A 25,425-nucleotide genomic window follows, 5' to 3' on the forward strand; every position below is an offset into this window, starting at 1 on the left:
TCCGTGGCGCCGAGGATCGCGATGGCGGCGGCGCACGTGCCGGCCGACGCCGTCCGAGGGCTGCGGCGAGTAGGGTGAGTAAGTGTTCACCCACCCTCTCGCGAAGGGCACGACATGAGGCTCGTCATCTTCGGCGCGACCGGCCGCACGGGGCTGGAGCTCGTCCGGCAGGCGCTCGACCTGGGGCACGAGGTCACCGCCGTGGTCCGCGACGCCGCCCGGCTGCCAGACGGGCTGCGCGACCGCGTCGAGACCGTGACCGCCGACCTGGCCGACCCCGGGGCCGTCGCTTCGGCGATCAAGGGCGGGGACGCCGTCCTGATCGCGCTCGGCCCGCGCGGGCGCGGCCCGACCACCGTGCACACGACCGCCATGCGCTCGATCCTCCAGGCGATGGCGCGGGGCCCGGCGCGGCGGGTGCTGCTGGTGAGCGCCGCGGGCATGGTCGCCGACGCCGGCGACGGCCTGTTCACCCGGTACGTGCTCAAGCCCCTCCTCCTGCGGCCGCTGCTGAAGAACTCCTACACAGACCTGGCCGAGTCCGAGCGCCTGCTGCGCGCCTCGGGCCTGGACTGGACGATCGTGCGCCCCTCCCGGCTGCTCGACGGCGGCCCCACCGGCCGCTACCGCACGGCCCTGGACCTCAACCTGCGCGGCGGCCGTTCCACCACCCGCGCCGACCTGGCCGAGTGCATGCTGAAGCTGGCCGGCGACCCGGCGTCGGCGGGGCACGTCGTCTCGGTGGCCACCTAGACGATCGAGGAGAGGAAGTCGTCGAGCAGGGCGATCTGGACGTCCTCGGGGAAGCGGGCGGGGTCGAACAACGCCTGGACGACGAGCCCGTGCGTGAAGGCCACCGCGCCGGCCGCGAGCCGTTCCGGGTCGGCCGCCGGGGGCAGTTCGCCGAGGTCGCGGGCGGTCTCCAGGTGCGCGCGCAGCGCCGAGCGCAGGCGGGTGTAGCGGGCGGCCTGGCCGGCGCCGAGGTCGTCGTCGGCCAGGGCCAGGTCCCAGGAGCTGACCCAGATGCGGTTGCGGGCGACGTCGGCGGGGCCCAGCGGCAGGATGTCGAGCAGCGCGGCCCTGAGCGCGGCCAGGCCGGCGGCCGGGGGCTCGCGGCGGGGACGGGCGGCCGTGCGCTTCTCCAGCAGGTCGAGCGCGTGCCCGACCAGGGCCCGCTTGGTGGGGAAGTAGTGCATGAGCAGGCCGGTCGACACGCCCATGGCGGCGGCGACGGCGCGCAGCGTCAGCCCGCCGAACCCCTTGTCGGCCAGCACCTGCCAGACCGCCTGCGAGACGTCGTCGCGGCGGGCTTCACGGTCTCCTGCTGCGGGCGGCATGCTGCTACCTTACATACCGAACGCTCGTTACGTACCTTGGGACGGTGTCCGTGTTCGCTCTTCCGCTCGGCGACGAGGCCGAGCTGCGCCCGCTGGAGCCCTGGCGGGCCCAGGAGTTCCTGGATCACATCGACCGCGCCCGCCCCTTGGTCGACCCGTGGATCCCGTGGGCCGCGCGCAGCATCGACCTGGCCTCGGCCACGGCCGTCCTGCAGCGCTACGCCGACGACCAGGCGGCCGACGGCGCCCGCATCTACGGGATCTGGCTGGCCGGCACGCTGGTCGGCGGCGTGATGTTCACCCGGTTCGAGGCGGTCTCGGGGGTGTGCGAGATTGGCTGCTGGCTGGAGCCGGCCGGTCAGGGCCGGGGGCTGGTGACCCGCGCCTGCCGGCTGCTGATCGACTGGGCGTTCGCCGAGCGCGGCATGGCGCGCGTGGAGTGGTGGGTCTCGCCGGGCAACACGCGCAGCATCGAGGTCGCGCGCCGGCTCGGCATGACCCGCGACGGCGTGCTGCGCGAGCGTTTCCCCCACCGGGGCGAACGGCATGACAGCGAGGTCTGGTCGCTGCTGGCCGACGAGGCGCCCGCCGGCGGCGTCAAGGCCGAGCTCGACCGGCTGATGGCGGCCTTCCTGGACGCCTTCACCAACACCGGCGGGCGTCGCCCGGACGTCGGCGCCGTCCGGGAGCTGTTCGTGCCGCAGGCGGTGATCGTCAACAACACCGGGCCGGAGCCCGTGGTGCACGACCTGGACGGTTTCGTCGAGCCCCGGCAGCGGATGCTGACCGACGGGACGCTGACGGAGTTCCGCGAGTGGGAGGTCGCCGAGCGCACCGAGATCTTCGGCTCGGTCGCCCAGCGGTTCAGCGACTACCGCAAGTCCGGCGTCCGGGACGGCGTGGCGTTCACGGGGGCGGGCCGCAAGACCACCCAGTTCGTCCGGACGCCCGCCGGGTGGCGGATGAGCTCGATGGCCTGGGACGACGAGTAGCAGCGGGATCAGGCGGTCACCTTGTCCAGGAAGGCCCGCACGTTGGCGTGCGTGCGGGCGGCCTTCTCCGCCGGCGTCAGCGACTCCTCCACCACGCCGGCGCCCGCCGCCTCCTTCTTTCCCCGCAGGTAGAGGGGGCAGGCCAGGTCGGCGCACAGGTACTGCCCGACGGTGTTGCCCTGGCGGCCGGCCTCGCCGGTGCGGCGGGCGGTCATCAGGGCGACGCCGCCGCTGGTGTGCGTGGTCAGGCAGAAGGAGCACATGCTGCGCGAGGTGAAGGAGCGCGAGCCGCCGGAGGTGACCCGCAGGGCGACGCCGACCAGGCAGCCGTCGGCCTCGGCCACCAGGTAGGCGCGCTCGGGGGCGCCGGGATCGCGCCAGCCGAGGAAGTCGAGGTCGTCCCAGGGCAGGTCGGCCAGGTCCTTGGGCAGGCCGGCGCGTTTGGCCTCGCCTTTGGAGCAGTTGATGAACGACGTGCGGATGTCGTGTTCGGTCAGGGGTCTCATGAGTGTGGAGGCTAGCTTTTCTTAACGGTAGTATGCAAATACTTAAAGGCTATAAGAAAGGGTGCTGCCGTGGCCCGAGCGGGAGTGACCGTCGACCGCCTGACCAGGGCGGCCGCCGACCTGGCCGACGAGGTCGGCTTCCAGAACGTGACCGTCTCCGCGCTCGCCCGCGGCTTCGGCGTCAAGCCCGCGGCCCTGTACGCGCACGTCAAGGACCTCCAGGAGCTGCGGGTCAGGGTGGCCGAGCTGGCCCTGGGCGAGATGGCGGACCGGGCCGCCGCCGCGCTGGCCGGCCGGTCGGGCAAGGAGGCGCTGGTGCCCTTCGCCGCGGCCTACCGCGGCTACGCCAAGGAACATCCGGGCCGGTACGCCGCCACCCAGCTGGAGCTGGACTCCGACGCGCTGGACGTCAGCGCGGGCCGCCGGCACGCGGAGTTGACGCGGGCCGTCCTGCGCGGCTACGACCTGTCCGAGCCCGACCAGACCGACGCCCTGCGCATGCTGAGCAGCACCCTGCACGGTTACGTGACCCTGGAGATGGCCGGCGGGTTCCGCCGCCATCCCCGCGAGGTGGACGCCTCCTGGTCCAGGGCCCTGGACGCCCTGGACGCGGTGCTCAGGAACTGGCCGCCGGCCTGAGCGCGGGGGCCTGCCTTCAGGGGCGTTCAGAGGCGTTGCGTCGCGGTGCCTGCTGGCCGCGGCGCCGCCGGTGCCGCACAGTGGCCGGATGAGCGATGCGACGAAGGGCCAGGCCCTGTCCGGCGGCGTGGGCGGGGCGGCCGCGCTGGAGCCGCTGCTGCGTGAGGTGCTGGCCGCCCTGGCCGAGGGCGCGCGGCGGCGTGGCGGTCCACTGCCCGCCCGCACGCCCCAGGAGCTGGCCGCCGAGGTGGCGCGGGCGTTCGCGGCGGAGGGCGAGCGGCTGGGGGCGCTGAGCGAGCTGCTGGCCTACGGGAGCGCTGATCCGGCCGATCCGTTCTGCGCGGCGCACCTGCACTGCCCGCCGCTGGCGGTGGCGGTGGCGGCCGATCTGGCGGTCTCGGCGCTCAACCCGTCGCTGGACTCCTGGGACCAGGCGCCGGCCGCGACCGCGCTGGAGACGTCGCTGCTGGCGGAGCTGGCCCGGCTGGCAGGGTTCGGGGCGGCCGCGGCCGGCGTGCTGACCTCGGGCGGCACCGAGTCCAACCTGATGGGCCTGATGCTGGCCAGGGACCTGGCGGTGGGCCGGTCGGCGGGCGTCCGGGCCGAGCTGTCGGGACTGCCGGGCGGGGGCCCGCGGCTGCGGATCTTCGCCTCCGAGGCCGCGCACTTCTCCACCCGGCGGGCGGCGGCGCTGCTCGGGCTGGGTGAGGACGCGGTCGTCGCCGTCCCGGTCGACCGGGAGCTGCGGATGGACGCCGCAGCGCTGGCCGGGGCGCTGCGGGCGAGCGCCGGGCGCGGTGAGCTGCCGGTGGCGGTGGTGGCCACGGCGGGCACCACGGACACCGGGGCGATCGACCCGTTGCGGGCGTGCGCGTCGCTGGCCGCCGAGCACGGCGCCTGGCTGCACGTCGATGCCGCCTACGGCGGTGGCGCGCTGCTGTCGGACCGGCTGGCCCCGCTCCTGGACGGTCTCGCGCTGGCCGACTCGGTGTCGCTGGACTGGCACAAGCTCGGCTGGCAGCCGGCCGCGGCAGGGGTGTTCCTGGTGCGCCGGGCCGAGACGTACGCCTCGCTGGCCCGGCGGGCGGCCTACCTCAACCCGGCCGACGACGAGGAGGCCGGGTACCCGAGCCTGCTGGGGTTGTCGCTGCGCACCACGCGCCGGGCCGACGCGTTCAAGATCCTGGTGACGCTGCGCACGCTGGGCCGGTCGGGGCTGGGCCGCCTGGTGGAGGCCTGCCACGACCTGGCCCGGCACGGCGCGGCGGCGGTGCGCGCCCATCGGCGGATGGAGCTGCACGCCGATCCGGTGCTGACGGCGTTCCTGTTCCGGTACGTGCCGGCCGATCCGGCGCGCTCGGACGAGGTGAACGCGGGGCTGCGGCGCAGGCTGCTGCGGGAGGGCAGGGCGGTGGTGGGCCGGACCGAGCTGCCGGGGACCGGTCCGGGGCGGGTCCGGCTCAAGCTCACCCTGCTCAACCCGCACGCCACGCCGGGCGACCTGGACCGTCTGCTGGCCGTGGTCGCCGCGGCGGGCGAGGCGGAGGAGTCGGCCCTGTGACCTCTCCTGCCGGGGTTAGGTGAGCAGGGTGGACGGGTCGCGCTCCGGCGGCCCGGCGGGCCACCAGTGGCCGTCGTGCTCGGTGAAGGGGTACCAGCGGCCGTCGCGGCCGTAGCGGACCTGGCGGGGGCCGAGGGTCCAGCGGTTGCGCCAGGTCTCCAGCTGGGGCGGCGGGTCGCCGTCCCAGCCGGACTCCAGCAGCGCCTGGGCTCTGGCCAGGTCCTGGCGGGCCGGGGTCCAGGGGGTTTCCAGCACGTCGAGGCCGGGGGCGCCGCCGTACCGCCAGGCCTGGACGGCGGCGTCCAGGCCCAGGTCCAGGCCGCGGTCGAGGTCGTGCTCGGCGGCCAGGCGGACGCGGTCCTGGTATTCGGTCAGCGGCTCCAGGCGGCCGTGCAGCAGGATCTGGCGGGCGCGGCCGGCGGCGGAGGCGGCCAGCACGGCCAGGGCGGCCACGTCCACGCCGGGTGCGGGGTCGAGGGCGAGGGGGGTGAAGGCGGCCTCCCGCGGTGGCGGTTCGGGCAGCGGCGGCTCGCCGAGCGCGAAGGCCTGCGCGGCGGGCACCCCGCCGCCGGCGTCCTGCCCGGTGGCGCCGTCGCCGGGCGCGCGGGCGGGGGCCGGGACGGGCAGGTCGCGGTTCTGCAGGGCCTCGATCAGTTCCTGCTCGCCGCGTCCGCGCAGCAGCAGCAGGACGAACGGGTCGCCGTCCAGCAGCCAGGACGCCTGGTAGCACAGGGCGGCGGCGTGCTTGCAGGGGTGTCCCCAGTCGGGGCAGGAGCATTCGGGCTCCAGGTCGCCGACGGTGGGCAGCAGCGGCACGGCGGCGTCCTCGGCGGCCTCGACCAGGTCGTGCGGGACGTCGCGGTCGAGCAGGGCGGCGATGTGCCCGGCCTTGGCGGCGACCTGGTCGAGGAAACGTTCCCAGGCGGCGTCGGTGAGCTGTTCGACGCGGACGACGGTGTCGTACTCGTGCTCGGTGACGGCGGCCAGCCGGCCGGGGCTGACGGTGATCGGGCCGACCTGGCCGGTCTTGGCGTAGGCGCGGCCCTTGCGCAGCAGGGTCTGGTCGAGCGAGGTGTCCTCCAGGGCCTTGATCCACGCCTGGCCCCACCAGGTGGTGGCGAAGCGGGCGCCGGCGCGTTGCGGGGGGAAGGCGGCGAATCCTCGTACGGCGGTCATCTGAGCTCCACGAGTGCGGCGAGTTCGGCGTCGGTCAGCTCGGTGAAGGCGGCCTCGCCGGAGGCCAGGACGGCGTCGGCGAGCGAGCGCTTGGCGCCGAGCATGGCGGCGATGCGGTCCTCGATCGTGCCTTCGGCGATGAGGCGGTGCACCTGGACGGGCCTGGTCTGGCCGATGCGGTAGGCGCGGTCGGTGGCCTGGTCCTCCACGGCGGGGTTCCACCAGCGGTCGTAGTGGATGACGTGGTCGGCGCGGGTGAGGTTCAGGCCGGTGCCGGCGGCCTTGAGGGAGAGCAGGAAGACGGGGACGTGGCCGTCCTGGAAGCGGGCGACCAGCTCCTCGCGGCGGGCGACCGGGGTGCCGCCGTGCAGGAGCTGGGTGGCGACGCCGCGGCCGGACAGGTGGCGTTCCAGGAGCCTGGCCATGGCGACGTACTGGGTGAACACCAGCACGGCGCCGTCCTCGGCGACGATCGTGTCGACGAGCTCGTCCAGCAGTTCCAGCTTGCCCGAGCGGCCGGTCAGGCGGGGGGACGATTCGTGCAGGTAGTGGGCGGGGTGGTTGCAGACCTGTTTGAGGCCGGTCAGCAGTTTGACGATCAGGCCGCGCCGGGCCATGCCCTTGGCGTTCTCGATCTGGGTCATGCTCTCGCGGACGACGGCCTCGTACAGGGCGGCCTGTTCGGTGGTGAGGGGGACGGGCCGGTCGGTCTCGGTCTTGGGCGGCAGTTCGGGGGCGATGCCGGGGTCGCTCTTGCGGCGGCGCAGCAGGAACGGCCCGACGAGCCGGGCCAGCCGGGCGGCGGTGTCGGCGTCGCCGGACTCGACCGGTTTGGCCCAGCGGGCCCTGAAGCGGGTCAGGGGGCCGAGCAGGCCGGGGGTGGTCCAGTCGAGGATGGCCCACAGTTCGGACAGGTTGTTCTCCACGGGCGTGCCGGTGAGGGCGACGCGGGCGCCGGCGGGGATCTCGCGCAGCGCCTTGGCGGTGCTGGAGGCGGGGTTCTTGACGTGCTGGGCCTCGTCGGCGACCAGCAGCCCCCAGGGGTGGGCGCCCAGGGTGGCCGCGTCCAGGCGCATGGTGCCGTACGTGGTGAGCACGAACCCGTCGTCGGCCAGGGTGCGGGCGTTGCCGTGGTAGCGGCGGACCGGGACGCCGGGCGCGAACCTGGTGATCTCGCGTTCCCAGTTGCCCAGCAGCGAGGCGGGGCAGACCACGAGGGTGGGGCCGGTGCCGGCGCGGTGCAGGTGCAGCGCGATCAGGGTGATGGTCTTGCCCAGGCCCATGTCGTCGGCCAGGCAGCCGCCGAGGCCGAGCGAGGTCATCCTGGCCAGCCAGCGCAGCCCTTGGAGCTGGTAGTCGCGCAGGGTGGCGGCCAGGCCGGGCGGCGCCGGCACGGGTTCGGGGTCGGTGAGCCGGTCGCGCAGGTCGGCGAGCCAGGCGGTGGGTTCGACGGCGATCTGTTCGGGTTCGTCCCCGCCGTCGATCTCGACGGTGCCGGTCAGGGCCGCGCCGAGCGCCTGCAGGCCGGTCAGGGGCTTCAGGTCGCGCTGGCGGGCCTTGCGGGCCAGGGCGGGGTCGATGAGCACCCATTGGTCGCGCAGCCGTACGACGGGCCGGTGGGACTCGGCCAGCAGGTCCATCTCGGCGGCGGTCAGCGGGGCGCCGCCGAGCGCGAGCCGCCAGTTGAAGCTGGTCAGGTGGTGGCCGCCGAGGAAGGAGGGCAGGTCGGAGGGCGCGCTGTCGCGTTCGCCGACGACGGCCTGGGCGCTCAGGCCGCGGACCAGGGAGCGCGGCCAGTGGACCTCGACGCCGGCGGCGGCCAGCCGGTCGGCCGCGCCGGTCAGCAGGTCCGCCACGTCGCCGTCGGTGAGGGCGAGCTCGTCGGGCACGGCGTGCTCCAGCAGCCGTTCCAGGCGGGGCCAGGAGCGGGCGGCGCGGCGCAGGGCGAGGGTGACCTCGATCCTGGCGCGGGCGCCGAAGCCGGGGTCGCGGCCCTGCCACAGGTCGGCGGCGTCCACGACGAGCGAGGGATCGGCCAGGCCGTGCACCTGGACGACGGCCCGGAACTCGGCCTGGGCCAGGTCGTCGGCCTCCAGCCGGAGCGAGAGCCGCACGCCGGAGTCGAGCCCGGCCGAGACCTCCTCGGCCCAGGGCCGCAGGTGGGGCACCTTGACGGGCTTGACGGCGGCGAAGGCGGTGGTGCCGGTGGCGCGTACGGCTCCGGGCGAGCGCGGCATGGCGTCGGCCACGGCGTCGAGGAAGGCGCGCACCAGGGGCTCGGCGTCGGGCAGCAGCAGGTCGCCCACGGGGATGGCGCGGGCGGCGGCGGGCATAGCCGCGGCCAGCTCGCGCACCCGGCGGGCGTCAGCGGCGTCGAGGGGGCCGGCGCGCCAGGAGTCGTGGCCGTCGGGTGAGACGGCGGGCAGGATGCGGCCGCGGGTGACGAGCTGGAGGGCGACCAGCGCGACGGCGCCCCAGAACCGGGTGGCCGGGTGGGCGGCGGCGTCGGCGCGGGCCCTGGCCAGCACGGCGACGGCGTCGGCGACGGGGATCTCGGTGACGGCGCGCTCGCGCGCGCGAGGTTGTCCGTCGTCGTCCTGTTCGATCACCGTGGCCGTGCCGTCGCCCTGGTCGTCGAGGAAGACCAGGTGGCCGGACCTGGGGGGATCGCCGGGACGGAAGATCGCTGGGTGTCGCGCCAGATCCGGAAGAGCACTCATAGGCCGTACAGTGTACGGTACATCGGGGTGTGGTTTACCACAGAGCACATCGGCCGTCCGCCTCATTACCGCCATAACGGATCATTCGTAGCCTGGGGGACATGACGGATTGGTTGATTGCGTTGATGGAGAACCTCGGCGCCTTCGGGGCCGGGCTGGCGATCATGCTGGAGAACCTGTTCCCGCCGCTGCCCAGCGAGGTGATCCTGCCCCTGTCCGGCTTCACCGCCAGCAGGGGCGAGCTGGACCTGCTCGACGTGCTGGTGTGCACGACGCTCGGCTCGGTCGTCGGGGCGCTGGCCCTGTACGGGGTGGGCGCGCTGCTCGGCCGCCGGCGCACGCTGGCCATCGCCGCCAAGCTGCCGCTGGTCAAGGTAACCGACATCGAGAAGACCGAGGCGTGGTTCCTGCGGCACGGCCGCAAGACCGTGTTCTTCGGCCGGATGATCCCCATCTTCCGGAGCCTGATCTCCGTGCCGGCGGGGGTGGAACGCATGCCGCTGGTGACGTTCACCCTGCTCACGACGGCCGGCAGCGCCATCTGGAACACCATCTTCGTGCTTGCGGGATACTTTCTCGGCGAGAACTGGTCGCTGGTCGAGGCGTACGTGGGGATCGGCACCTACGTGGTGATCGGCCTGGTGGCGCTGGCGATCGCGGTCTTCGTCGCGGTACGGCTGACGGAACGGCGTAAGGGAAGGCATGCGAACCGCCGCTGAGGGGCTGAGGGTGCTGGGCGCGGTGGTCCTGGGCGGGCTGACCGCCGTGGCCGGCGCGCTGTTCCTGCTGCTCACCCTGCCCTTCCTGGGCCGGCCGCGGGTGCGGGCGACGGCGGCGGCGCTGGCCGCCTTCGAGGCGCGCCGCCTGCGCCTGGACACCGCGGCGCTGGACGCGCTGTCGGGCTGGGACACCCGGCCGGCGCGCTACCTGGCCGCCAGGATCCCGGCCGGGGTGCTGGGCGGGCTGGTGGTGACGCTGCTGGTCCTGGGCGCGCGCACGGCGATCCTGCTGCTGGGGGCCTGGGCCCGCGGCGAGCCGTACGACGGGATGACGCCGACGCCGCCGCTGGTGCTGTACTTCCTGGTGGGCGGCTGCGTGTTGCTGTTCATCGCCGTGTCGGGGCTGGTGGGGGTGCACGCGCTGGAGCGGCGGCTGGCCGGGCGGCTGCTGGGGCCCGACCGTACCGAGGCGCTGGAGCGCCGGATCGCCGAGCTGGCCGAGAGCCGGGCCGGGATCGTGGCCGCGGTCGACTCCGAGCGCCGCCGGATCGAGCGTGACCTGCACGACGGGCTGCAGCAGCGTCTGGTGGCGCTGTCGATGCTCATCGGGCGGTCCCGGCGGGGGCGTCCCGAGCTGCTGGAGCAGGCGCACGAGCAGGCCCAGCAGGCGCTGGCCGAGCTGCGCGAGGTGGCCTGGCGGGTCTACCCGAGCGGGCTGGACTCCCTCGGGCTGGGCGAGGCGCTGGCCGGGGTGGCCGAACGCGCGGGTGTGCCGGTCAAGGTGGTGTGCGACCTGCCGGGCCGGCCGCCGATGGCGGTGGAGACGGCGGCGTACTTCGTGGTGAGCGAGGCGGTGACCAACGCCGCCAAGCACGCGGCCGCCACGATGGTGACGGTCGAGGTCAGGCAGGAGGACGACAGGGTGCTCGTACGGGTGAGCGACGACGGCACGGGCGGCGCGCGCCCCTCGGGAGGCGGCCTGTCGGGGCTGGCCCGGCGGGTGGCGGCGCTGGACGGCGTCTTCGAGGTGGTCAGCCCGCCCGGCGGCCCGACGACGGTGGCGGCGGGGCTGCCGTGCGGGTGATCCTGGCCGAGGACTCCACGCTGCTGCGCGAGGGTCTGGTCCGCCTGCTGGGCGAGGAGGGCCACGAGGTGCCGGCCGCCGTGAGCGACGGCGAGGCCCTGGTGGCGGCGGTGGCCGAGCACGCCCCCGACGTCGTGGTGGTCGACGTGCGCATGCCGCCGACCCACACCGACGAGGGGCTGCGGGCGGCGCTGGAGATCCGGCGGCGCTGGCCGCAGGTCAAGGTGCTGGTGTTGTCGCAGTACGTGGAGAAGCGGTACGCCGCCGAGCTGATGAGCGCCGACGTCGAGGGCGTGGGCTATCTGCTGAAGGACCGCGTGGCGCAGGTCGGCGACTTCCTGGACGCGCTGGAGCGGGTGGCGGCGGGCGGGGCGGCCTTCGACCCGGAGGTGGTGCGGCAGTTGCTGGCCCGTACCACGCAGGTCGATCCGCTGGCCCGGCTGACCGCGCGCGAGCGGGAGGTGCTGGAGCGCATGGCCCAGGGCATGACCAATGCCTCGATCGCCGGGCAGTTGCACGTGTCGCAGAGCGCGGTGGAGAAGCACGTCAACTCGCTGTTCGACAAGCTGGGCCTGTCTCACGCCAGCGGGTACAGCCGCCGGGTGCTGGCCGTCCTGCACTTCCTGAAGTCCTGAAGGGGGGCCTTCGTGCGTCCGCGCGTCTTTCGTCACGAGGATCTACCGGGGCTGCGGTCGGTCGTGTCGGGGTGGATCGCCGAGGCCGGGCGGTGCGGTTACGACCACGCCGGTGAGCTGCCGCACCGCGTCTATGACAACCTGCGTGACCGCCGGCCGGCCGCCGAGCTGGTCCGGTTGTGGGAGGACGCCGGCGGTCTGGCCGGGATCGCGATCCTGCTGCGGTTCGGCTGCGCCTTCGACGTCTTCGCCGCGCCCCGGCTGCGCGGCGGGCCGGCGGAGCTGGACATGCTGGAGCAGGCGGCCGGCGCCACCGCGCGCCTGATGGACCCGGGCGAGCGGTACGTGCTGACCGACGTCCTGGACTGCGACGCCGCCCGGATCGGCCTGCTGGGCCGGGCCGGTTTCGCGCGGTTCCGGGTGTGGGACCACGTCAACGAGCGCGACCTGTGCGGCCCGCTGCCCGAGCCGGGCGCGCCGGCCGGGTTCGAGGTGCGGCACGCCGTGCCGGAGGACGCGCCGGGCCTGGCCGAGGCGCGTAACGCGGCGTTCGGCGACGACTGGACCGGGCCGCTCTACCGTTCGGCGGTGATGGAGCGGCCCGGCTACGACCCGGCCGACGAGATCGTGGTCCAGGCGCCGGACGGCCGGATCGCGGCCTTCGCGCTCGGCTGGCTCGACGGGCGCAACGCGACCGGTCACTTCGAGCCGGTCGGCACCCATCCGGCGTTCCGGCGGCGGAGCCTGGCGCGGGCGGCGATGCTGCACGCGATGCGCCGCATGCGGGCGCTGGGCATGACGGCGGTGACGGTGAACCACGACGCCGGCAATGTGGCCGCCCGCGAGCTGTACCGTTCGCTGGGCTTCCGCCGCCGGCACGAGACCTTCGGCTATCGCCGTCCGGCCGGCTGATCGGCCTGCTTGCCGTCGATCCGGCCCAGGGGGTGGGGGGCCGTCTCCAGGGCGGCGCGGGCGGCGGGCCAGGCGGGGTCGCCGGGGTTCAGGGCGCTGCGGAGGTAGGCGGTGGTGAGCCGCTGCAGCAGGGCCAGGCGTTCGGGGTGCTCGTCGGTGGTCTCGGCGACGTGGTCTCCGGCGACGCCGCCCAGGGTGTGCTCGGCGCCGAACAGCGTCAGCAGGCTCTTGTCGCCGGGGCTGTGGTGGTAGCCGTCGGTGAACCAGTCGGGTCCGCGTGTCGTCAGGGGTGAGTCGTCCTTGTCGCCGGCGACCAGCAGGGCCGGGGTGGTCATGAACGCGAAGGCGGGGTTCATGAAGGGGAAGTGCTCGGCGGCGAAGGGTGACAGGTCCTGGCCGCCGGCGCCGGGCAGGGCGAGCAGCACGCCGGCCGTGACGCGCGGGTCGGACAGGTCCTCCCCGGGGCGGCCGTCGGCGTCCAGGACGCGGGCGCCGAGCAGCATGCTGGCGCTGTGGGCTCCCCAGGAGTGCCCGGCGACGGCGACGCGGCCGCGGTCCAGGCGTCCGGCCAGGCCCGGCAGGGCTGCCTCCAGGACGTCGAGGCCGTCGATGACGCGTCTGAGGTCTTCGACCCTGGTGCGCCAGATGTGGGGGGTGCGGGGGTCGTCGGCGGGGAGGGCGAGGGTGCGGGAGTCGAGGTGGGTGGGTTGCACGACGGCGAAGCCGTGGGCGGCCCAGAAGTCGGCCAGGGGGGCGTAGCCGTCCATGGACCAGCCATAACCGTGGGACAGGACGACGACGGGCAGCCGGTCGCCGGTGGCGGGGGCCGAGATGCGGACCTGGAGGTCCTGGCCCCGTCCGGGGGCGGGCAGGACGACCGGCCTGACCGACACGACGGGGGTGGGTGATGCGGGCATGGTGGTGCCTTCCGGGTGAGTTGCCGCAGGTGGGCGCGGGAGAGGGCAGGGCTTGGCCGTCGGGCCGCAGCTCTGGCATGATGGGTGCAAGTGGGACCGTGTCCCGTTTTCGACGATACGGGACCGTGTCCCGTTTAGCAATCCGACCCTGGGGGGAACGGCGTGGCCGAGTCGCGTCCGAAACGTGCCGACGCACGGCGCAACGAGGAGAACCTGCTGCGCGCGGCCGCCGCCGTGTTCGTCGCCTCGGGCGTGGAGGCGCCGATCCGCGACATCGCGGCGAAGGCCGGCGTCGGCACCGCCACGATCTACCGCCATTTCCCCACCCGGGCCGACCTCGTCATCGCCGTCTACCGGCACCAGGTGGAGTCCTGCGCGCAGGCGGGCCCGGCCCTGCTGGCCGCCGCTGCGAGCCCGTACGCGGCGCTGCGGCAGTGGATCGGCCTGTTCGTCGACTTCCTGGTCACCAAGCACGGGCTGGCCGCGGTGCTGCAGCCGGACAACACCGGCTTCCAGGCGCTGCACGCCTACTTCCTCGACCGCCTGGTGCCGGTGTGCGCCCAGCTGCTGCAGGCCGCGGCGGCCGCCGGCGAGATCCGCGACGACCTGGACGCCTTCGAGCTCATGCGCGGCGTGGGGAACCTGTGCATCGGGGCCGAGGCCGATCCCCGGTACGACGCCCGCCGCCTGGTCGGGCTCCTGGTCGCCGGGATCGGCCGGGAAGGAAGACCTTAAGAGATCCGTAAGCCGGCCCGGCCAGACTTCAGGCACATCCCGAGACGCATGGAGAACCATCATGAGGAAGATCAGCGCGAACCTGTTCATCTCGCTCGACGGCGTCGTCCAGGACCCGGCGGAGTGGCACTTCCCGTACTTCAACGACGAGATGGGCGCGGCGGTGACGGCGCAGATGGCCGACACGCTGCTGCTGGGGCGCAAGACGTACGACAGCTTCGCCGGGGCGTGGCCCGAGCGTGAGACGGCCGGCGGCGAGGACGCCGACTTCGCCCGCACGATCGGCGACGCGCGCAAGATCGTGGTCTCCCGCCAGCCGCTGGAGTTCACCTGGCGCAACTCCGAGCTGCTGCAGGGCGACCTGGTCAAGGGCGTGACGGCGCTGAAGGCCGAGCCGGGCGGCCCGATCGCGATGAGCGGCTCGGTCTCGGTGGTGCGGCAGCTGCTGTCCGCCGGGCTGCTGGACGAGCTGCACCTGCTTGTGCACCCGATCGCGGTGCGCAGGGGCGAGCGGCTGTTCGAGGAGGGCGACAGCTCGATCCCGCTGGAGCTGGTCAGCTCGCAGACGTTCACCACGGGCGTGCTGTACCTGGTCTACCGGCAGGCCGGGGCGGCCGGTGAGGGCTCCTACGACGACGCCAAGACCCACCTGCCCCAGGACGTCCGGTAACGCGGCTGTCCCAGGCCCGGCATCGCCTTCGGCGGGCCGGGCCTTCAGTGTGCGCGGGGTCAGCGGGCCGGCAGGTCGTCCAGCTCGGCGGCGAAGAGCAGGGCGGGGTCGAAGCCCATGCCGGCGAAGTGGCCGGCCAGTTCCAGGGACAGCACGCCGTGGATCCGGGTCCAGAAGCTGAGCGCCCGGTGCAGGACGGCGGGCGGGGCGGGGTGGTCGCCGGCCCAGTCGCGGTGGGTGGCCAGGTGGTGGTCGAGCGGGGTTTCGGGGCGCCGGGGCGGGGTGGTCGTCGAAGCGGCGTCGAGCAGGAGGGTCATGATCTGGGAGGAGATGGCGGTGATGTCGTCGGGGGCGTGGTAGCCGGGGACGGGGGTGCCGTAGATGAGCAGGTAGCGCTGGGGGTCGCGCAGGGCCCAGGCACGTACGGCGTGAGCCAGCACGACCAGCCCCCCGCCCCCCTCTTCGCTGCCCTCTTCGGCGGCCTTTTCGGCGGCTGAGCGGAGGGTGTCGGCGAGGCTGCGGTAGGCGTCGCGGATGAGCTCGGTGATCAGCTCGTCACGGTTGGCGTAGTAGCGGTAGAGCGCGGGGCCGCTCATGCCCATCTGCTTGGCGATCGCGTTGAGGGACAGCGCGGAGGCTCCCGTCGTGGCGATCTGTTGCCAGGCGCGCTCCTTGATCTCGGCGCGGACCTGGGCGCGGTAGCGCTCGCGCGGGGTCGCCGTGCCGGTGTCCGCCATGCGTTGCCGCCTTCCGCCGCTATACCCAGGAGATTTAGTTAGAGGCTATCACGAACGTTGTTGACACTCCTCTCGCCGTGCGGTTATAACTTCTAACGAACGCATGAGCATCTAGCCGTTCGTGTCCGTCCAGGTGAAGGGGAACGTCATGACCACGTACCAGCCGTCCGCCCGTCGTCGTACGCCGGTGGCGGTGAGCGTCGCCGCCTGGGCGGTCCCCGTCCTGATCGTCGGCCAGTTCGCGCTGCTGGCGATCGTTCCGGTCACGGTCGTGCTGGTCGGCGCGCTGCGTCACGCCCAGGACCGGCTGGTCCGGTGGGCGGCCGTGCTCGTCGCCCTGGCCTACGCGGCGCCGCTGGCCGTGTGGGTGGCCAGGCCCGGCGGCGCGCCGAGCCTGTCGAAGGACATGCATCCCGCCTTCGCCGTGCTGATCGTCGCCGCCTGCGCCGCGCTCGTCGCGGCCGTCGTGCGGGCCGGACGGCGCTGACGGCCTCCCCGGCCGGCCCCCTTCTTCGATCCCTCAACGAGAGGAACACCATGTCCAGTAACGTCCGCGTCGCCTCGATGCTGATCCCGCTCGCCGTGGCCGGCGTCCTGGCGGGCAACGTCCCGGCCGCCACCGCCACCGTCACCGCCACCGCCGGCGCGGCCCGGTGCCAGGGGGAGGGGGTCGACGCCTCCGCCCGCATCCGCTACCGGGCCGACATCGTGATCAAGGCCCCGCTGAGCAGGGTCTTCGGCCTGCAGACGCGGGTGGAGCAGTGGCCCGACTGGCAGCAGCCGGTCCTGTCCAGCAAGCGCCTCGACCGCGGCCCGCTACGTCCCGGCTCGTCGTGGCGGTGGAGCACGCCCGCTCCGGCCACCGCCACCACCCCGGCCACCACCATGCACATCACCTCCACCCTCCGGCGCGTCAAGCGCGAGGCCTGCCTGCTGTGGAGCGGCCCGGCGGCGGGCACGGGCGTGCGCATCGACCGGGGCGTGCACCTGTGGACGTTCACCCAGGTCAAGGGCGGTGTGCGCGTACACACCGAGGAGACCTGGACCGGCGGTCAGGTCGAGGCCGACGCGGCCACCGCCACCGAGCTCCTCGGCGCGGGGCTGCGGGCATGGCTGCGCGACCTGAAGGCCGCCGCGGAGTCCCGCTGACCGCCCGCGCGATGTGACGGGCGCCACTGCTCCCGGATGTCACGCGGCGGCGGCGACCGGCGTCTGGTGCGTGTGGCAAGGTCGAGAACCGACAGGCGGGAGCAGATGATGGACACCAGCGCCGAACCGGCGGAGCGGGCGGACCAGGCCGACAGCGCGACCCGGGCCTTCGTCGAGCATCGCAACCTGCTGTTCACCGTCGCCTACGAGATGCTGGGCTCGGCCGCCGACGCCGAGGACATCCTGCAGGAGACCTGGCTGCGGTGGGCGTCGGTCGAGCTGGAGTCCGTGCGTGACCGGCGCGCGTTCCTGGTCCGCATGGTGACGAGGAAGGCGCTGACGCGGCTGCGCACGATGCGCCGCCGCAAGGAGTCCTACGTCGGGCCGTGGCTGCCCGAGCCGCTGCTGACCTCGCCGGACGTGGCCGAGGACGTCGAGCTGGCCGAGAGCGTCTCGATGGCCATGCTGCTGGTGCTGGAGACGCTCCACCCCACCGAGCGCGCGGTGTTCGTGCTGCGCGAGGTGTTCGGCCTGGAGTACGACGAGATCGGCGAGGCCGTCGGCAAGACCCCGGCGACGGTGCGGCAGATCGCCCACCGCGCCCGGGGGCACGTGGCCGCACGCCGTCCCCGGACGAGCGTCTCGGCCGAGCAGGCGCGTCAGACGCTGGCGGCCTTCCAGAGCGCGATCGAGACCGGCGACCTGCAGCGTCTGCTCGACCTGCTGGCTCCTGACGTCGTCCTGCTGACCGACGGCGGCGGCGTGGTGCGGGCGGCGCTCGCGCCGATCGAGGGCGCGGTCACGGTGGCCGGGGTGCTGGCCAGGCTCTCCGGCCCGGCCCGGTTGCGCCCGGCCCACGTCAACGGCCATCCGGCGCTGCTCGTCGACCTCGACGGCGAGATCGACAGCGTCGTGGCGATCCGCCTGGACGGCGGCCTCATCAGCGGCCTGTACGCCGTGCGCAACCCCGGCAAGTTGTCCCGCATCGGACACGAGACCGTCGTGAGCCGCTGACGGGCCGCGCGAAAATCCGGATGCGGCAGCCGCCCGCCGCCGCCGATCATGACCGGTATGGAAGCGTGTGTGTTCTGCGAGCTCGTCGCCGGGCGGGCGGCGGCGAGCGTGGTCTTCGGCGACGACGACGTCCTGGCGATCCTCGACCGCCGTCCGGCCACGCCCGGTCACGTCCTGGTGATCCCGCGCGCGCACGTCACGGGCCTGGCCGAGGCCGGTGACGCGATCGGCGGGCCGATCTGGCGGGCGGCGCGGCGGGTGGCGGCCGCGCTGCGGGCCTCGGGGTTGCGGTGCGAGGGGGTGCGGCTGTCGCTGGCCGACGGCGAGGCCGCCGGCCAGGAGGTCTTCCATCTCCACCTGCACGTGGTGCCGCGCTTCGCGGGCGACGGCGTGGTGGTCGGCGCCGAGTGGCGCAGCCGCTCGCGCGCCCGGCTCGACCAGGACGCGGCGCTGATCCGGGCCGCGCTGCCCCGCTGAGGCGAGGGCCCGTGGCGTGATCGGCAGGTTGTCATGCTCCCGGCATGTTCCGCGAGGCCCGGCCTGACGACTTCGAGCACATCGTCCGCCTCTACCGGGGGTTGCAGCCGGACGACCCCGAGGTCGTGGACGGCTCCGACGCGGCGGTCTTCCGGCAGATCCTCGCATCCCCGGCACTGCGTCTCTTCGTGCTCGAACTGGACGGGGCCGTCGTCGCGACGACCTATCTCAACGCGATCCCCAACCTCACCCGGTCGGCCTCGCCGTACGCCGTGATCGAGAATGTCGTCGTCGAGGCGTCACGGCGGGGCGCCGGGCTGGGCAAGCAGATCATGGCCGCCACCCTCCAGGCCGCGTGGGAGGCCGGCTGTTACAAGGCGATGCCGATGACGAGCTCGCGCCGGCCTGCGACCCACGCCTTCTCCCGCGCCTGCGGCTTCTCCGGCGACGCCAAGCACGCGTACGTGGCCCGCCCCTCCTGACGGGCCGCCGCCTGGGCGTGGCGCGGCCGTCACAGGGAGCGTTCGAGGAAGCCGAGGATCATGCGGGCCAGGGCGACCCGGTGGTCCGACAGGGCGTGGTCGGTGGGCAACAGGTGGTCTTCGAGGCGTTCGACGGGGTGTGCCCGGTAGGCGGCGACCAGCGGATCGTGGTGCACTTCGTGCGGCGTGACGACGTCGTGGCCGGTGCCGGCGAGCAGCACGGGGCGGGTGGCCAGCCGGGGCGCGAGCCGGGCCAGCCGCCAGGCGTCGCCGTTCGCCTCCATCTCGCCGACCAACGCCTGCCCGCTGGTGCCGCGCAGGGGGGCCAGCTCGCCGTCGAACGCCTTGACGTACCCGGCCCGTACCTCGGCGTCGGCGCGGCACAGCGCGGCGGCCACACCGAGGTCGAACGCGGCGACGGAGGCGACGGCGGTCACGGACGGGTCCGCCGCGGCCGTCATCAGGGCCGCGAACCCGCCCATGCTGTGGCCGACCAGTGCCAGCCGCCGCGGGTCGAGCCGGTGGGCGGCGGCCAGGCCGGGCAGCGCGGCGACGACGGCGGCGGCGTCCTGCAGCACGTGCCCCCAGGACCAGGTGCCGCCCACACCCCATGATCCGCGGTAGTGGAACACCAGGGCGGCGTAGCCGGCGCGGCGCAGCGTCTGGGCGAGGTCGAAGTTGCGCTCGTTGCCGGGGAATCCGTGCAGCAGCACGACGACGGGGTGCGGGCCGCGTCCGGCGGGCAGGTGCAGCACGCCCAGCAGGCGCTCGCCGCCGCTGTCGAACGTCACCTGCGGTGTGGTGGCCGGGAATTCGGGGTCGCGCGGCGGGTCGGCGGCAAGCGGATCAAACACGGGTGAACTCCCCTAGATCGAACCGATCGGTACGACCCGAGACGTTAGCAGCCGATCGAACCGACCGGTACTATCCAAGCCATGCCCGTGGCCAAAGGCTCCACGATCGATCCCGCCCGCACCCGCGCCGCCATCCTGAGCGCCGCCACCGACCTGCTGTACGAGCGCGGCCTCGACGGCATCGGCGTCGCCGGGCTGTGCGCCGCGATCGGCATCTCCAAGGAGACCCTCTACCGCCACTTCGGCACCAAGGAGGGCCTGGTAGAGGCCGTGCTCCGGGAACGCAGCGACCGGGTCGCCCGCTGGTTGGCCGGCCGCGTCCAGGCCGCGGGCGAGGATCCGCGCGCCCAGCTGGCCGCGGTGTTCGACGCCCTGCGGCAGTGGTACGCCGACCCGGCCTTCCGCGGCTGCGCCCTGCTGAACGCCGCCGCCCAGCACCACGCCGAGCCCGTACGGGCCATCACCGCCCGTCACCTGGACCGCTACCTCGAGCTGCTGACCGGCATCGCCGAACGCGCCGGGGCCGCCGATCCGGGAGTGATGGGACGGCAACTGCTGATGCTGGTCGAGGGCGCGACCGTCGTCGCGGCCCACCACGAGGACGCAGCCGCCGCCGACCACGCCCGCCAAGCCGCCCTCACCCTCCTGTCCACCTCCACCGCCCATCCCCATCCCTAGCCCCCACCGCACCGCTCAGCCCCATCTCCAACTCACACCGCACCGCCCATCTCTAGCCCCCCAGCGCCACCAGCAGTTCCCCCAGAAGCTCCCACCCGAGCCTCCAGAGGCGCTCCACGCGACAAGTCACAGCCGTTCCGCGGCACCCCGCCACCGGCGACCTGTTCACCGCCCGTAGAGCCGTTCCCGCAGGCCCCACGGGAACCCCGTCCGTGGCGGAAGCGGCTTGCGACCGGCGAGGCCGCCCTCAGGGGCCGTTTGTCGGGACGCTCTCGGCAGCTCATGGCCAGGAAACCTTTCAGTAGCCTGCGGCCGAACTGCCCTCCGCTGCGGGTTTCCGGCGCGGCGAGAAGACCGTTCGTCGTGCCGAGAAAGCCGCTGCCGCCCGTTCTCGCAAAGCCGTTGTGGCCTGCAGCATGGGGCCGCCCTCGGGCCCGCCTCTGGGCCGTGCCCGGACTCCAGGCCGGGAGCAGCTTCCGTGACCTGTGATCGGATCCCCGCCCATCGCAGGGGTGGTTCCCGGCCGGAAGATCGTCCACAGCAGCCTCGGGTTCGATAGCCACCCACCCCGGGGCGGAGATCCCTTTCCTCCGACAGAGTCGGCCCGCGCCGAGCCCTGCTGGTTCTACCGCGCTGCCCCAAACAGCGGCCCGTCGTCACGAATCGCCCTCGCCTCCCGCCTCGATGACCTCAGATCGTCGCACGCTTCGGACAACGGAAGTCGTCTTGACAACTTGATTTGTCGGTGGGAAGGTTGAGGCACCTCAGGAACTCAAGGAGCGACAACCATGCGTAAGATCACCGCGGGCCTGTTCATCTCCCTCGACGGCGTCGTCGAGGCCCCCGACACCTGGCACTTCCCGTACTTCAACGACGAGATGGGCGAGTCGGTCGGCGCGCAGATGCAGGCCGCCGACGCCATGCTGCTGGGCCGGCACACCTACGAGGAGTTCGCCGGGTACTGGCCCCACCAGGACCCCGAGAAGGAGCCGATGGCCGAGGCGATGAACTCCTCGACCAAGTACGTCGTCTCCACCACGCTGACCTCGCCGTCGTGGCAGAACACGGAGGTCGTGAGCCTGGCCGACCTGGCGGCGTTGCGGGAGCGCCCGGGCGGGAACATCTCGGTCGTCGGCAGTGCCACCCTGGTGGTCTCGCTGCTGCGCGAGGGCCTGCTCGACGAGCTCAACCTGCTGCTCCACCCGATCGTGGTCGGCTCGGGCAAGCGGCTGTTCGACGACGTGCGCGAGCAGATCCCGCTCACCCTGACCACCTCCACCACCTTCAGCACCGGCGTGCTGAACCTGATCTACACGAGGGCATGACATGGCCGCCAAGACCGTCGCCGACAAGCTGCTCATCAAGCCGACGACCACCGTGTGGCTCTCCGACCCGGCCCATCGGCCGCTCCTGGGGCCGCTGCCCGAGGGCGCCCGCGAGGCCGGGTCCGTCCAGGAGGCGGACGTCGCGCTGATCTTCGCCTCCGACGCCGCCACGGCCCACCGCATCCTGGACGAGCACCGCGACGACATCACCGCACCGCCCGTGGTCTGGGTGGCCTACCCCAAGGGCAACAAGTCCGACATCAACCGCGACACGCTGTGGCCCATCGTCGGCGAGTACGGGCTGCGTCCCAACGGCCAGGTCGCGGTGGACGAGACGTGGTCGGCGCTGCGCTTCCGCGCACTGAAGGACGGCGAGCCCCCCTTCACGGGCGGCCGCGGCTGACCCCAGCGGTCACCCCAGCCCCACCCGAACGCCGCCGCCCTCACGCCTGACGGCGGCCCTACACTCCGCCCCCGCCCCGCCTGACCGGTCAGGCGGACAGGTCGTCGCCCAGCACCAGCAGCAGATGCTCGTCCTGGCCGTGCCGGACCGTGCCGGCGCGCCGGAACCCGTGGCGTTCCAGCAGCCGCACCGAGCCGGTGTTGCCCGCGAAGGGGTCGGCGTACAGGGGCCTGGTCTTCTCCTCCGCCAGGAACAGCCCCAGCGCCGCGGTGCCGACGCCGCGCCCCCAGAAGGGGCGGCCCAGCCAGTAGCCGACGAAACGCCGCTCGCCCTCCCACCAGGACACCACGTTCCCGGCCACCTCACCCCCGACCGTGACCGCGCGCACCAGGACGGTGGGATCGCCCAGGACCCGAGTGGCCCAGTGAGTCATGAAGGCCGCCCGCTCACGAGGGACGAACCTGGACCGCCGGACGGCTTCCTCGTCGTGCTCCTGCTCCAGGAACACCTCCAGGTCGGTCTCCAGGACGGGCCGCAGCCGCACGTCATCGCTCATGCCTGCCGAGTGTGCCACCAGGCGCCGACAGTTCCGCCGGGACGCGCCTCCCGCGCCGCCGTTTCCCTCACCCAAAGTGATCGCTGCCCTGCGTTTGGGCTGCTGACCGGGGATTTTACCCGGCGATCGAGCTTCACGGAGAGTGACATGGGGTAGTCACGGTGCAAGAGTCGCCCGCTCGGGCAGGGAGGAGGAGCGCATGACAGGCACAGCCGTCAGCGGGCCGGAGGCCGTCGTCGAGGTGCCGACGGTCAGGCTCGCCGGCGGCGGCGTCGCGGCTCGGGCCGCGACGGGCACGGGCACGTCCCCGGTCAGGGCCGCGAGCCGCTGCGGTCACCACGGTCACCCCGACGGTCACCCCCATGACGCGGGGCCGGCCGTTGTCCGCAGCGCAGCCGTGTACCGCCCGGCCGGTCGTGCAAGGCCGTACCTCACCGCGTACGGCCCGGCCGGCCGCGGCGGGAGCTCCTCGCCGGGGTCGTGAACCCGATGCCGGTCCCGCCGCCGGGTCTGACTTCCCCAGTCCTCAGCCCGGCGGCGGGACCTTCTCACGTCGGCCACCGGCCGGTGCCGGGTTCGTCCTGCCGGATCATGAGCAGGTATCTCATGTCCTGAGGGATGAGCCGGCACACGAGGAGGCCAGGGATGGGACCGGTGTACGCGGGCGCGGCGGTGGAGGTGGCCGCGCGGCCGGAGGAGGTGTTCGCGCTGATCACCGACTGGCCGCGGCACCGCGAATGGATGTTCATGACGTCGGCGCGGCAGGTGGGCGAGCGCCGGGTGGAGGCCTACACCGGGGTGCGGCCGGTGGGGTTCCTGGACACGATGACGATCGTGGCCTTCGAGCCGCCGTCGTACGTGCTGATGGAGCACACCGGGCGGCTGGTGCGCGGCCGGGGGGCGATCCGGGTGCGGCCGTGGCGGGGCGGCAGCCGGGTGATCTGGGCCGAGGAGCTGCTGCTGCCGCTGGGCGCGGCGGGCCGGGCGTTGTGGCCGGCGGGGCGTCCGATCGTGACGGCTTTGGCCCGGCATTCGCTGCGCAGGCTGGCACGCCTGCTGGAGGCGCCGGCCCGTTAGGTGGCGTCGTGGACGACCAGGGCCAGTTGCACCCGGTTGTCCAGGCCGGCCTTGGTCAGGATGCGTGAGATGTAGCCCTTGACGGTGCCCACGCTCATGTGCAGCTCGCCGGCGATGACCGCGTTGGGCTTGCCCTGCCCGACGGCGAGCGCCACCTCGCGCTCCCGCTCGCTGAGGGCCGACAGCACGCGGCGGGCCTCGGCGCGCCGCCGGTCATCCTCCTCGGGCATCAGGTGGGCGATCAGGCGGCGGGTGACGCTGGGCGACAGGCTGGGCTCGCCGGCCGCCACCCGTTTGACGGCTTCGACGATGCCCTCGGGCGGGGTGTCCTTGAGCAGGAAGCCGCCGGCTCCGGCGCGCAGGGCCCGGAAGACGTGCTCGTCGGCGTCGAAGGTGGTCAGGATGATGACCTGCGGGGCGCCGGGGCGGGCGCGCAGCCGCCGGGTGGCCTCGATGCCGTCGAGGCCGGCCATGCGGATGTCCATCAGCACCACGTCGGGGGAGTGCTCGCCGACCGCGGCCTGGACCTGCCCGCCGTCGGCCACGGACCCGACCACGCGCAGGTCGGGGGAGCCCTTGAGCATGAGGGTCAGCCCGGTGCGGACGAGCGCGTCGTCGTCGACGATCAGCACCCGGATCGGGCCGGGCTCACTCCGCGACTCCTCCACGGGGCCATGGTAGCCGTGCGGCCAGCCGGAACCCGCCGTCGCCGGCCGGTCCGCGTTCCAGCCGGCCGCCTGCCAGGGTGACGCGTTCCTCCAGTCCGGCCAGCCCCGCTCCGGCGCCGGTGGCGGCCAGCTCGGCCCGTGGCCCGGCGGGCGGCGGGTTGCGCACCTCGACGGTCAGCTCCCGGCCGGCCGTGCCGCGTACTTCGACGGTGACGGGCCGGTCGGGGGCGTGCTTGCGGGCGTTGGTCAGGCCCTCCTGCACGACGCGGTAGGCGGTGCGCCGGGTCGGCTCGGGCAGGTCGGCGAAGCGTATGCCGTGTTCGCGCAGGTCGATGTGCATCCCGGCCTGCCGTGACTCCGTCACCAGCGGCTCCAGCCCGGCCGGCGGCTGCTCGGCGGCCGGCGACTGGGCGTGGGCGGGCTGGTCGCCGGGGTGCCGGCGCAGCACGCCGATGACGCCGCGCAGCTCCTGCAGGGCCTGGTGGGCGCTGGCGCGGATGACCTCGGCCGCCTCGGCGACCTCGGTGGGCGTGGCGGCGGCGTTGAAGCGCAGCGCGCCGGCGTGCACGGCCAGCAGCGACAGCCGGTGGGCCAGGACGTCGTGCATCTCGCGGGCGATGTCCAGGCGTTCGGCGCGGCGGGCTTCCTCGGCGCGTTGCCGCTGGTCGGCTTCGGCGCGGCGGGCGCGTTCGGCCAGCGAGGCCAGCAGTTGCCGGCGGGTCCTGGCCAGGATGCCCCAGCCGGTGATCGCCCCGCCGAACAGCACCGCGACCAGCGCCCACACCGGGTAGGGCGCCAGCCCCGGCGGCCGCAGGGCGAACCTGGTCAGCGACGCCACAACCCACGCCACCCCGACGGCCACGGCCGCGGGCGGACGCCGGTGGAGCGCGACGAGCAGCGTGGCGATCCCGGCGGCGACGGACGCGGCGGCGGCCGGGATCGCCAGCGCGACGGCGACCAGCCCGGCGGCCACCGGACGGCGGCGGCACCACCACAGCGCCGCGCACGCCGCCGCTCCGCCGATCGCGTCGGCCCACAGGTACCAGCGGGGGGTGCCGGGCGCGAGGTCTCCCCACACCACCGAGACGGCGCCGGCCAGGGCGAGCACGACCCCTCCGGCAACCGCGGCCCGCCCCCGCCGCGACCGCCCGCCTTCTCTCTCACCTTCTCTCTCACCGGCTCGCCCGCCTTCTCTCTCACCGGCTCGCTCACCGTCTTGGCCGTCGCCGGAGCTGCCGGCCCACCAGGCCCCCCAGGTCCGCCATGTTCGCCCAGCCTGGCCGGCCTGTTTCCGCTCGCCCGTCTGCGGGCCGCGCGCCCCGAACACCATGGCCGATCGTAGCCCGCGTGCGCCGTGCCGGGCGGCAACCGCGGTCACCGGCCGTGGCAACCAAAGTCGCAA

At 74.0% G+C, this 25,425-nt stretch carries 30 protein-coding genes; 20 read left to right on the forward strand and 10 right to left on the reverse strand.

Annotation, left to right across the window (positions count from 1 at the left end; genetic code table 11):
• Positions 1-114 precede the first annotated feature (114 nt).
• Positions 115-753 carry an NAD(P)-dependent oxidoreductase gene (locus ACFYYW_RS20680; protein WP_387650647.1) on the forward strand — a complete coding sequence of 213 codons (639 nt, stop codon included), beginning with the start codon at positions 115-117 and terminating at the stop codon, positions 751-753.
• Here the strand turns inward: ACFYYW_RS20680 and ACFYYW_RS20685 are convergent.
• The gene (locus tag ACFYYW_RS20685; RefSeq protein WP_387650649.1) at positions 750-1,337 is read right to left on the reverse strand and encodes a TetR/AcrR family transcriptional regulator; all 588 of its coding nucleotides are present in this window, start codon (positions 1,335-1,337) and stop codon (positions 750-752) included. The genes ACFYYW_RS20680 and ACFYYW_RS20685 overlap by 4 nt on opposite strands.
• A 44-nt stretch (positions 1,338-1,381) precedes the next feature.
• Between ACFYYW_RS20685 and ACFYYW_RS20690 the strand changes: the two genes are divergently transcribed.
• The gene (locus tag ACFYYW_RS20690) at positions 1,382-2,329 is read left to right on the forward strand and encodes a GNAT family N-acetyltransferase (RefSeq protein ID WP_387650651.1); all 948 of its coding nucleotides are present in this window, start codon (positions 1,382-1,384) and stop codon (positions 2,327-2,329) included.
• A gap of 8 nt (positions 2,330-2,337) precedes the next feature.
• On the opposite strand, the gene ACFYYW_RS20695 is transcribed toward ACFYYW_RS20690, so the two are convergent.
• The gene (locus ACFYYW_RS20695; RefSeq protein WP_352325578.1) at positions 2,338-2,835 is read right to left on the reverse strand and encodes an FBP domain-containing protein; all 498 of its coding nucleotides are present in this window, start codon (positions 2,833-2,835) and stop codon (positions 2,338-2,340) included.
• 69 nt (positions 2,836-2,904) lie between these two features.
• Between ACFYYW_RS20695 and ACFYYW_RS20700 the strand changes: the two genes are divergently transcribed.
• Positions 2,905-3,474, forward strand: coding sequence for a TetR/AcrR family transcriptional regulator (locus ACFYYW_RS20700; RefSeq protein WP_387650653.1), 570 nt, complete (start codon positions 2,905-2,907; stop codon positions 3,472-3,474).
• 88 nt (positions 3,475-3,562) lie between these two features.
• The gene (locus ACFYYW_RS20705) at positions 3,563-5,035 is read left to right on the forward strand and encodes a pyridoxal phosphate-dependent decarboxylase family protein (protein ID WP_387650655.1); all 1,473 of its coding nucleotides are present in this window, start codon (positions 3,563-3,565) and stop codon (positions 5,033-5,035) included.
• Between the two features lie 15 nt (positions 5,036-5,050).
• On the opposite strand, the gene ACFYYW_RS20710 is transcribed toward ACFYYW_RS20705, so the two are convergent.
• Complete coding sequence (locus ACFYYW_RS20710) at positions 5,051-6,211, reverse strand: SWIM zinc finger family protein (RefSeq protein ID WP_387650657.1); 1,161 nt, start codon at positions 6,209-6,211, stop codon at positions 5,051-5,053.
• Entirely contained in the window at positions 6,208-8,931 is a 2,724-nt protein-coding gene (locus ACFYYW_RS20715) for a DEAD/DEAH box helicase (protein ID WP_387650659.1), read from the reverse strand. Before ACFYYW_RS20715 ends, ACFYYW_RS20710 begins: the two co-directional genes overlap by 4 nt.
• A gap of 101 nt (positions 8,932-9,032) precedes the next feature.
• Between ACFYYW_RS20715 and ACFYYW_RS20720 the strand changes: the two genes are divergently transcribed.
• The 4 genes from ACFYYW_RS20720 to ACFYYW_RS20735 are packed head-to-tail and all read left to right on the forward strand — an operon-like array spanning position 9,033 to position 12,281.
• On the forward strand, positions 9,033-9,650 hold the full coding sequence (locus tag ACFYYW_RS20720; RefSeq protein ID WP_387650661.1) for a DedA family protein: 618 nt from the start codon (positions 9,033-9,035) through the stop codon (positions 9,648-9,650).
• Positions 9,634-10,734, forward strand: a complete 1,101-nt coding sequence (locus ACFYYW_RS20725) for a sensor histidine kinase (protein WP_387650663.1) — start codon at positions 9,634-9,636, stop codon at positions 10,732-10,734. Before ACFYYW_RS20720 ends, ACFYYW_RS20725 begins: the two co-directional genes overlap by 17 nt.
• On the forward strand, positions 10,725-11,369 hold the full coding sequence (locus ACFYYW_RS20730) for a response regulator transcription factor (RefSeq protein WP_352325567.1): 645 nt from the start codon (positions 10,725-10,727) through the stop codon (positions 11,367-11,369). Before ACFYYW_RS20725 ends, ACFYYW_RS20730 begins: the two co-directional genes overlap by 10 nt.
• A 12-nt stretch (positions 11,370-11,381) precedes the next feature.
• Positions 11,382-12,281: a GNAT family N-acetyltransferase gene (locus ACFYYW_RS20735; protein ID WP_387650665.1), complete on the forward strand. Its 900-nt coding sequence runs from the start codon at positions 11,382-11,384 to the stop codon at positions 12,279-12,281.
• Here ACFYYW_RS20735 and ACFYYW_RS20740 read toward each other — a convergent pair.
• Positions 12,260-13,198 (reverse strand): alpha/beta hydrolase family protein, encoded by a 939-nt coding sequence (locus ACFYYW_RS20740; protein WP_387650667.1) that lies wholly within the window; start codon positions 13,196-13,198, stop codon positions 12,260-12,262. The genes ACFYYW_RS20735 and ACFYYW_RS20740 overlap by 22 nt on opposite strands.
• Positions 13,199-13,360: 162 nt before the next feature.
• Between ACFYYW_RS20740 and ACFYYW_RS20745 the strand changes: the two genes are divergently transcribed.
• Together ACFYYW_RS20745 and ACFYYW_RS20750 are read left to right on the forward strand one after the other, a co-directional pair.
• Positions 13,361-13,933: a TetR/AcrR family transcriptional regulator gene (locus ACFYYW_RS20745; protein WP_387650669.1), complete on the forward strand. Its 573-nt coding sequence runs from the start codon at positions 13,361-13,363 to the stop codon at positions 13,931-13,933.
• 61 nt (positions 13,934-13,994) lie between these two features.
• Complete coding sequence (locus tag ACFYYW_RS20750; RefSeq protein WP_387650670.1) at positions 13,995-14,603, forward strand: dihydrofolate reductase family protein; 609 nt, start codon at positions 13,995-13,997, stop codon at positions 14,601-14,603.
• Positions 14,604-14,662: 59 nt separating this feature from the next.
• Here the strand turns inward: ACFYYW_RS20750 and ACFYYW_RS20755 are convergent, their stop codons facing one another.
• Positions 14,663-15,340, reverse strand: a complete 678-nt coding sequence (locus tag ACFYYW_RS20755) for a TetR/AcrR family transcriptional regulator (RefSeq protein WP_387650672.1) — start codon at positions 15,338-15,340, stop codon at positions 14,663-14,665.
• A gap of 148 nt (positions 15,341-15,488) precedes the next feature.
• On the opposite strand from ACFYYW_RS20755, the gene ACFYYW_RS20760 reads away from it, so the two are divergent.
• The 5 genes from ACFYYW_RS20760 to ACFYYW_RS20780 all read left to right on the forward strand — a co-directional run bounded on the left by ACFYYW_RS20760 (position 15,489) and on the right by ACFYYW_RS20780 (position 18,462).
• The gene (locus ACFYYW_RS20760) at positions 15,489-15,827 is read left to right on the forward strand and encodes a hypothetical protein (protein WP_387650674.1); all 339 of its coding nucleotides are present in this window, start codon (positions 15,489-15,491) and stop codon (positions 15,825-15,827) included.
• Between the two features lie 50 nt (positions 15,828-15,877).
• On the forward strand, positions 15,878-16,489 hold the full coding sequence (locus ACFYYW_RS20765; RefSeq protein ID WP_387650675.1) for an SRPBCC family protein: 612 nt from the start codon (positions 15,878-15,880) through the stop codon (positions 16,487-16,489).
• 105 nt (positions 16,490-16,594) lie between these two features.
• On the forward strand, positions 16,595-17,503 hold the full coding sequence (locus ACFYYW_RS20770; RefSeq protein ID WP_387650677.1) for an RNA polymerase sigma-70 factor: 909 nt from the start codon (positions 16,595-16,597) through the stop codon (positions 17,501-17,503).
• Between the two features lie 57 nt (positions 17,504-17,560).
• Entirely contained in the window at positions 17,561-17,980 is a 420-nt protein-coding gene (locus ACFYYW_RS20775; RefSeq protein ID WP_387650678.1) for an HIT family protein, read from the forward strand.
• Between the two features lie 44 nt (positions 17,981-18,024).
• Complete coding sequence (locus tag ACFYYW_RS20780) at positions 18,025-18,462, forward strand: GNAT family N-acetyltransferase (protein WP_387650680.1); 438 nt, start codon at positions 18,025-18,027, stop codon at positions 18,460-18,462.
• A gap of 29 nt (positions 18,463-18,491) precedes the next feature.
• Here the strand turns inward: ACFYYW_RS20780 and ACFYYW_RS20785 are convergent, their stop codons facing one another.
• Complete coding sequence (locus ACFYYW_RS20785) at positions 18,492-19,316, reverse strand: alpha/beta hydrolase family protein (protein ID WP_387650681.1); 825 nt, start codon at positions 19,314-19,316, stop codon at positions 18,492-18,494.
• An 81-nt stretch (positions 19,317-19,397) separates the two neighbouring features.
• On the opposite strand from ACFYYW_RS20785, the gene ACFYYW_RS20790 reads away from it, so the two are divergent.
• The 3 genes from ACFYYW_RS20790 to ACFYYW_RS20800 all read left to right on the forward strand — a co-directional run bounded on the left by ACFYYW_RS20790 (position 19,398) and on the right by ACFYYW_RS20800 (position 21,722).
• Positions 19,398-19,994 (forward strand): TetR/AcrR family transcriptional regulator, encoded by a 597-nt coding sequence (locus tag ACFYYW_RS20790; RefSeq protein ID WP_387650683.1) that lies wholly within the window; start codon positions 19,398-19,400, stop codon positions 19,992-19,994.
• Between the two features lie 788 nt (positions 19,995-20,782).
• Positions 20,783-21,319: a dihydrofolate reductase family protein gene (locus ACFYYW_RS20795; protein ID WP_387650684.1), complete on the forward strand. Its 537-nt coding sequence runs from the start codon at positions 20,783-20,785 to the stop codon at positions 21,317-21,319.
• Between the two features lies 1 nt (position 21,320).
• Positions 21,321-21,722 carry a hypothetical protein gene (locus ACFYYW_RS20800; protein ID WP_364415308.1) on the forward strand — a complete coding sequence of 134 codons (402 nt, stop codon included), beginning with the start codon at positions 21,321-21,323 and terminating at the stop codon, positions 21,720-21,722.
• Between the two features lie 88 nt (positions 21,723-21,810).
• Here the strand turns inward: ACFYYW_RS20800 and ACFYYW_RS20805 are convergent, their stop codons facing one another.
• A complete protein-coding gene (locus ACFYYW_RS20805; RefSeq protein ID WP_387650686.1) occupies positions 21,811-22,278 on the reverse strand; it encodes a GNAT family N-acetyltransferase in 468 nt (155 codons plus the stop codon).
• Positions 22,279-22,477: 199 nt separating this feature from the next.
• Between ACFYYW_RS20805 and ACFYYW_RS20810 the strand changes: the two genes are divergently transcribed.
• On the forward strand, positions 22,478-22,762 hold the full coding sequence (locus ACFYYW_RS20810) for a hypothetical protein (RefSeq protein ID WP_387650687.1): 285 nt from the start codon (positions 22,478-22,480) through the stop codon (positions 22,760-22,762).
• A 161-nt stretch (positions 22,763-22,923) separates the two neighbouring features.
• The gene (locus ACFYYW_RS20815; protein WP_352329641.1) at positions 22,924-23,355 is read left to right on the forward strand and encodes an SRPBCC family protein; all 432 of its coding nucleotides are present in this window, start codon (positions 22,924-22,926) and stop codon (positions 23,353-23,355) included.
• Here the strand turns inward: ACFYYW_RS20815 and ACFYYW_RS20820 are convergent.
• Both ACFYYW_RS20820 and ACFYYW_RS20825 read right to left on the reverse strand, forming a co-directional pair.
• On the reverse strand, positions 23,352-24,023 hold the full coding sequence (locus ACFYYW_RS20820; RefSeq protein WP_352329642.1) for a response regulator transcription factor: 672 nt from the start codon (positions 24,021-24,023) through the stop codon (positions 23,352-23,354). The genes ACFYYW_RS20815 and ACFYYW_RS20820 overlap by 4 nt on opposite strands.
• Positions 24,004-25,131 (reverse strand): sensor histidine kinase, encoded by a 1,128-nt coding sequence (locus ACFYYW_RS20825; RefSeq protein WP_387650688.1) that lies wholly within the window; start codon positions 25,129-25,131, stop codon positions 24,004-24,006. Before ACFYYW_RS20825 ends, ACFYYW_RS20820 begins: the two co-directional genes overlap by 20 nt.
• Positions 25,132-25,425: the final 294 nt, after the last annotated feature.

Source organism: Nonomuraea sp. NPDC001831, from assembly GCF_042892035.1.
Lineage (GTDB): Bacteria > Actinomycetota > Actinomycetes > Streptosporangiales > Streptosporangiaceae > Nonomuraea.